Source organism: Neorhizobium huautlense, assembly GCF_030811685.1.
In the GTDB taxonomy this organism is placed as follows: Bacteria; Pseudomonadota; Alphaproteobacteria; order Rhizobiales; family Rhizobiaceae; genus Neorhizobium; species Neorhizobium huautlense_A.
Genome location: NZ_JAUSRF010000032.1, coordinates 24505 through 30751, shown reverse-complemented (window position 1 = coordinate 30751; position 6247 = coordinate 24505). Strand labels below are relative to the sequence as shown.

Genomic DNA, 6247 nt, shown 5'->3' with positions numbered 1-6247 from the left:
TCGAGAGCCGTCTGTTCGGGAGCAGGTTTCTTCAACATGACCCAGTGAATCACAAAACCCCTGGACCAGCCAGGGGTTTGTCAGCAGTCTGAGGCCGCCGGTAAGGCGGCCTTTTTCTATTCAACAAACTTGAGGACAGGCAAATGGCCAAGAAGACAAAATCAGCCGCGGATCAGGTCGCTATTCACGATCAGACGCTCTCTCGGGGCAACGGTGGCGAGCTTCACCAGACTGCCGAAGATGGCTACGACGTACTGACGACGTCGCAAGGAACGCCGGTCGCTGACGATCAAAACACATTGCGCGTTGGTCCGCGTGGTCCCGCGCTAATGGAGGACTTCCACTTCCGGGAGAAGATTTTTCATTTCGATCATGAGCGGATACCTGAACGCGTGGTCCATGCACGCGGCTACGGTGCACACGGATATTTCGAGACATACGAGTCGCTCGCCAGATATACCCGCGCCGACGTTTTTCAGCGAGCCGGCGAGAAGACCCCGGTGTTCGTCCGGTTTTCTACGGTCGCTGGGAACAAGGGCTCCGCGGATCTCGCCCGCGATGTCCGCGGCTTTGCAGTCAAGATGTACACCAAGGAGGGTAATTGGGATCTGGTCGGCAACAACATCCCGGTATTCTTCATTCAGGATGCGATCAAATTCCCTGATCTCATCCATGCCGCCAAGCAGGAGCCCGACCGCGCCTTTCCTCAGGCCCAGACAGCCCATGACAATTTCTGGGACTTCATCAGCCTGACGCCTGAGAGCATGCACATGGTCATGTGGATCATGTCTGACCGCACAATCCCCCGATCGCTTCGTTTCATGGAAGGTTTCGGGGTCCATACCTTCCGCTTCATCAACGAGGACGATCAGTCGACCTTCGTAAAGTTCCACTGGAAGCCGAAGCTTGGCCTTCAGTCGGTCGCATGGAACGAGGCGGTGAAGATCAACGGTGCCGATCCCGACTATCACCGTCGAGACCTGTGGCAAGCAATCCAGTCAGGCAACCTCCCCGAATGGGAGCTCGGTGTCCAACTATTCGACCAACAATTTGCCGAAAGCTTTGATTTCGACATACTCGATCCGACGAAGATAATCCCGGAAGAGGTGCTGCCCGTGAAGCCGATCGGCCGACTGGTCCTCGACAGGATGCCGGACAACTTCTTTGCCGAGACCGAACAGGTCGCGTTCATGACCCAGAACGTACCGCCAGGAATCGGATTCAGCAATGACCCTCTCTTGCAGGGCCGCAATTTCTCCTATCTCGATACGCAATTGAAGCGCCTGGGCGGTCCCAATTTCACCCACCTGCCGATCAACGCTCCGAAGTGTCCCTTCGCGCATTTCCAACAGGACGGCCATATGGCAATGCGCAATCCCGTCGGACGGGTGAACTACGAGCCGAACTCATTCGGGGAAGGCCCGCGCGAAAGCAAGTCTCGCGGCTATCGCCACTACGCGGCGGAGGAAGAGGGCCCCAAGGTTCAGCTGCGTCCCGAAAGCTTCGCGGATCACTACAGCCAGGCACGACAATTCTTCATTAGCCAGACGCCGCCGGAACAGCGTCACATCGTCATGGCACTCACTTTCGAGCTCAGCAAAGTCGAGACGGTTGCAATCCGGGAGCGCATCATCTCCCACCTGCTCAACATCGACGAAACACTGGCCTCCGAGGTCGCTCACCGTTTAGGTATGACGTCTCTACCGAAGGCGGCGCTTGCTGCTGTCGCGACAAGACAGGATCTCGAGCCTTCACCTGCCCTCAGCATTGTCGAGCGCGGACCAAAGCGATTCGAAGGGCGCAAGCTTGGCGTGCTTGTCACCGACGGCGTTGATGCGAAACTGCTTAAGAGCTTGGCGACCGCTGTCTTGAAGGAGAAGGGCTTGGTGGAGCTCGTCGCTCCGAAGGTCGGCGGAGTGACAGCGTCCGACGGCAGCTTCATCGAAGCGCATCATATGATCGATGGCGGGCCTTCTGTCTTGTTCGATGCCGTCGCTCTCCTTCCGTCAGATGCAGGCATCGAGGATCTGCTGAGGGAAGCGACTGCACGGGACTTTGTGGCCGACGCCTTCCAGCATTGCAAGTTCATCGGCTACAGCGCTGACGCACGCCCTCTTCTTGAAAGGGCTAGTGTCGCGGCTGATATGGACGAAGGCGTACTGGAACTCTCTGGCAACACCTCGGTGACAACATTTGTCGAAGAACTTGGAAAACTCCGCGTCTGGGGACGCGAGCCGTCCGTAAAACTCGGCTCGGCTTCTCCACAGATCGCTTGACCGCGTTCGATGGGTACGGGTTTGCGCCCGTGCCCATAAACGGTGTTTTGTACGGCATCGTACCTTCATGACACTTCTTCGCTTTGGTGGGAACCTGAAAATGGACATGTCGTTTCCTGCTGGCTGAGCTCAACAAGGTGGCTGCAGTTTTGAGGACGGCGCGCGGCGGATCAAAGCATGTGCGCTGCAATTGGGAGACTGAGATGGAAAATAACCGTGAGGAATGGATTGCGCGGCGCGCTTTCGAGCTGTGGGAGCAAGAGGGGCAACCCGAAGGCCAAGAGCATGCGCACTGGGCTCAGGCGAGCGCCGAATGGGATAGTCGCCCCGATACCGGCAAATCTGAGCGCTCGTCCTGGGACGAGGATGAGTAGTTTGTAGCTTTGATGCGAAAGCGGGTGGTCAACTCACTCGCTTTTTTTATGCTCGAACGCGTTGCATCTCCTAGAGTCAATCAGTCTTCATGCAGTCAAGAAGCGGACCACGACACCGGAGGCCGCCCGCTGTGAGATCTTTGATGCAATAAGCCCACGTATCTTCCTGCTCAGGGTCTCAAACGAGGATTTGGCCGGCGGCCGTTATGGTGTCGAGAGAGTACTCGCCCGCCCGGTGTCGGTTGGACGCGATAGAGCAGACAATTAGTCGCCATTGCCCCATGGCTGTCTGGCCCTGATGTTCGGCGTCCGCCTTACCAAAGAGACAGATGCGCTCCATCGCCTTGAAGGTAATCATGCAATCGAGACAGATCGAGCCCTTGTTGGCATCAAGGACGTCGAGAAACTACTGGAGCTCGCCGGCGCGATTTACGGCATCGCCGAACCGGAGTTTTCAAGCTGATTGGCGATCTTTCGCTCGGCCCCATGACACTGGCGCCGAGCCTGTAAAGAGATGTACTAGCCATTGGGGCGGATGACTACTTTTACGCATCCATCGGACTTATCTCGAAATTTTTTGTAGGCCTCTGGCCCTTCTTCAAGACCGATACGATGTGTGATGAGGAAGGAGGGGTCAATCTTGCCGTCCAAGATCAGGTCCATTAGTGGTTCCAGGTATTTCTGGACGTGGGTCTGCCCGGTCTTGAGCGTGAGCCCCTTTCCGACAACGGCGCCGAGTGGTACAGGCACGGCCGGACCGATAAATACGCCCGGAAGCGATACCGTCCCTCCCGGGCGGCATGCCAGGATTGCTTGACTGAGTGCATAGGGGCGTTCCGTCGCCGATAGCTTTGTCTGCATTGTCTCCATCAATCCGCCGGCGCCATGGCTCTCGAGACCAACCGCTTCGATCACTGCGTCGGGCCCCTTCCCGCCGGTCATATCGACAATACGCTGCTGCAGATCTTCGTCGGTATAGTCGAGCGTTTCCGCTCCGCACGTCCTGGCGAGCGCCAGGCGCTCCGGAACGGTGTCGATCGCTATCACTCGCTCAGCACCGAGCAGAAAAGCGGACTTGATCGCGAACAGACCGACTGGGCCACAACCAAACACCGCAATCGTCTGGCCCGGCTGGATGTCGCAATTTTCAGCGGCCATGTAACCGGTTGGGAAGATGTCGGAAAGGAAGAGAACCTGTTCGTCGCTTATTCCGTCCGGCACCTTGATTGGCCCAACGTCGGCAAAAGGCACGCGCAAATATTCGGCCTGTCCGCCGGGATAACGACCGTACATTTCTGAATATCCAAACAACCCAGCGGTCGGATAGCCGATTTGCTTGGCCTGCATCGCGCCGTTCGGGTTAGAGCGCTCACAAAGTGAAAATTGACCCCATTGGCATTGCCGGCACTCGCCACATGAAATGGTGAAAGGAACGACGACACGATCGCCAATCTTGAGTTTTGCATTCCCACGGCCGACTTCCACCACCTCGCCCATCGTCTCATGGCCCATGACGTCGCCATGGTGCATACCGGGGACGAAGCCACCATAAAGATGGAGATCGGATCCACAAATGGCGCAGCTCGTGACGCGGATGATCGCATCGCGGTCATCCTGAATGATTGGGTCATCTACTTGCTCGCAACGGATGTCTCCACTTCCATGCCAAGTCAGCGCTTTCATGAGATACTTCCTTCCAATCATCGAGAGAGGCGCCAATCCGGGCCGGTTGCCAAAAAAGAGAGCGGCCGCTTGGAAGCGGCCGTCTGGAATTCACTTGTCGAGACCCTGCGCCATTTTGTAACGGTGCTCGAGAGCCGGCAGCGTCTTTGCCGCCCATGCCTTCAGGTCGGCGTTTTCACCACCTTCCGCGTATCGCTTGAACAGATCGACTGCGTCTTCATGGGCTTCGACCTGGTTGTCGATATACTCGTCGCTGAACTCGTCACCCTCGAGCTTCGCGAGCTCATCGACTTCTTCCTTGAAATCACCGCCGAGCGTAGCAACCGGATTGCCCTCCACCTTACCCGTTGCGAGCAGAGCCTTCAGCTCCGTGGTTGTCTTCTCGTGATCGGTCACCATCTGCTGGGCAAACGCTTTGGTCGCGTCATTGCCTTTTTGCAGAGCGAGTTTGCTGGACTCGATTTCGAAGAGGTCGCTGGCCGAGGCCTCCATGATGAAGTCCTCCGTTTTCGGCGCGACGCCGAGAGCGGAGTTGACGCCGGTGGTCTCGGTGGCGGATTGCGCAAAAGCACCGCCGGCGCACAGAACAACGCTTGCTGTGAGAAGAATATCTTTCATGAGTGTAATCCTTGGACCCGGTCTTCGCGATTGGAAGACCTTGGACTGAAACGACAGCTCGACTTGACGGTTCCGCCGAAAACGAGTGATGATCACCTTCGTACGACAACGTACCGATTACCGGGTGAGACCTACTTCTTCGGTCTCGCGTCTGTTCCAGCGCTGGGGAACAGGTCTCGCAACCGGCCCGACTGCGAGGTCGGACTTGAGACATCGTCTAACTTTAAACAGCCACTGCCGAATCCTCAGGACCAGCAGACATACGGAGCCGCTGCCCCGTAACGGCCCCCGAAAATCTGAAAAGGAGCATGGCGCGCTTTGGTATCGCCGTCCTCCTAAGGGTAGGGCAAAACCACATTGGGTTGGAGAGGTTTGTGCCAAGGGCTGCGATCTCCGGCATCGCATATGTGGTCGAGATCTAAGTCGGTCAAAGACCCTAGCCGCGCTCCTCGTGGGTCCTTTGGCGTCGGAAGGCCCGGAGGCGAAGCTGGGAAAATGCCCTACAGAAACATTAGGAACTTTCTCCGAATGTGACGGTTCTCCCAAGAGCCGCTTAGGAATATCGACACTTTAAGCAGCCACAGCGGGCCAAATCATTGCGTGCCTGAGGGGTGGCGCGTGTCGATCAACCATTCCCTTATCCCTCATGAGAATTGGAGACAAGCATGACTCTTGCAGGCAAAAAGATCGCTATCTTGCTGGCACCCCGAGGAACCGAAGAGCCGGAATTTGTCGAGCCGAAGCACGCCGTCGAGGCGGCTGGAGCATCGGTTATCGTCATTGGCGTCGAGGCGGGCGAGGTCAAGACCGTCAACAACGATCTCGAGCCGGGTTCTAGCTTCTCGATCGACAAAGCTATCACGGACGTTTCCGCGTCCGATTTCGATGGGCTCATCATCCCTGGTGGCAGTGTCGGAGCAGACACGCTGCGCGGCAACGCGCAAATTGTGTCGTTTGTTCATGACTTTTTTGCCCAGCAGAAGCCGGTCGGCGTCATCTGCCACGGACCTTGGATCCTCGTAGAAGCAGACGTCGTCACGGGCCGTACGCTGACGTCCTATCCGACGGTCTCTACAGATATTCGCAACGCCGGTGGGACCTGGGTCGATCAGGAAGTGGTGACCGACAAAGGTCTGGTCACCAGCCGTACGCCCGATGATCTGCCGGCGTTCTGCGCGAAAATTATCGAAGAATTTGCAGAAGGGCAGCATCCGGCACAGGCACGAAGCGCGTAACGGCGACTCTCCTAGGCACGATCGTGCCCGCCTCGATGCATTTGCCACAGGGAAATTAACA

At 57.1% G+C, this 6247-nt stretch carries 6 protein-coding genes; 4 read left to right on the top strand and 2 right to left on the bottom strand.

Annotated features, from left to right (window positions below):
* Positions 1 to 143 precede the first annotated feature (143 nt).
* From catE to J2T09_RS26870, 3 genes are all read left to right on the top strand, one after another.
* Complete coding sequence (gene catE, locus J2T09_RS26880; protein ID WP_306840159.1) at positions 144 to 2276, top strand: catalase; 2133 nt, start codon at positions 144 to 146, stop codon at positions 2274 to 2276.
* Between the two features lie 203 nt (positions 2277 to 2479).
* Positions 2480 to 2650: a DUF2934 domain-containing protein gene (locus J2T09_RS26875; RefSeq protein WP_306840158.1), complete on the top strand. Its 171-nt coding sequence runs from the start codon at positions 2480 to 2482 to the stop codon at positions 2648 to 2650.
* Between the two features lie 298 nt (positions 2651 to 2948).
* Positions 2949 to 3113: a hypothetical protein gene (locus J2T09_RS26870; RefSeq protein WP_306840157.1), complete on the top strand. Its 165-nt coding sequence runs from the start codon at positions 2949 to 2951 to the stop codon at positions 3111 to 3113.
* A gap of 56 nt (positions 3114 to 3169) precedes the next feature.
* On the opposite strand, the gene J2T09_RS26865 is transcribed toward J2T09_RS26870, so the two are convergent.
* The gene (locus J2T09_RS26865; RefSeq protein ID WP_306840156.1) at positions 3170 to 4333 is read right to left on the bottom strand and encodes a zinc-dependent alcohol dehydrogenase; all 1164 of its coding nucleotides are present in this window, start codon (positions 4331 to 4333) and stop codon (positions 3170 to 3172) included.
* 90 nt (positions 4334 to 4423) lie between these two features.
* On the bottom strand, positions 4424 to 4951 hold the full coding sequence (locus J2T09_RS26860) for a DUF4142 domain-containing protein (RefSeq protein WP_306840155.1): 528 nt from the start codon (positions 4949 to 4951) through the stop codon (positions 4424 to 4426).
* A gap of 665 nt (positions 4952 to 5616) precedes the next feature.
* Here J2T09_RS26860 and J2T09_RS26855 point away from each other — a divergent pair.
* Positions 5617 to 6186: a type 1 glutamine amidotransferase domain-containing protein gene (locus J2T09_RS26855; protein WP_306840154.1), complete on the top strand. Its 570-nt coding sequence runs from the start codon at positions 5617 to 5619 to the stop codon at positions 6184 to 6186.
* The last annotated feature ends 61 nt before the right edge of the window (positions 6187 to 6247 follow it).

Coding starts and splice junctions, on each gene's coding strand:
- catE (WP_306840159.1), top strand. CDS start 144: ATGGCCAAGAAGACAAAATCAGCCGCGGATCAGGTCGCTATTCACGAT.
- J2T09_RS26875 (WP_306840158.1), top strand. CDS start 2,480: ATGGAAAATAACCGTGAGGAATGGATTGCGCGGCGCGCTTTCGAGCTG.
- J2T09_RS26870 (WP_306840157.1), top strand. CDS start 2,949: ATGTTCGGCGTCCGCCTTACCAAAGAGACAGATGCGCTCCATCGCCTT.
- J2T09_RS26865 (WP_306840156.1), bottom strand. CDS start 4,333: ATGAAAGCGCTGACTTGGCATGGAAGTGGAGACATCCGTTGCGAGCAA.
- J2T09_RS26860 (WP_306840155.1), bottom strand. CDS start 4,951: ATGAAAGATATTCTTCTCACAGCAAGCGTTGTTCTGTGCGCCGGCGGT.
- J2T09_RS26855 (WP_306840154.1), top strand. CDS start 5,617: ATGACTCTTGCAGGCAAAAAGATCGCTATCTTGCTGGCACCCCGAGGA.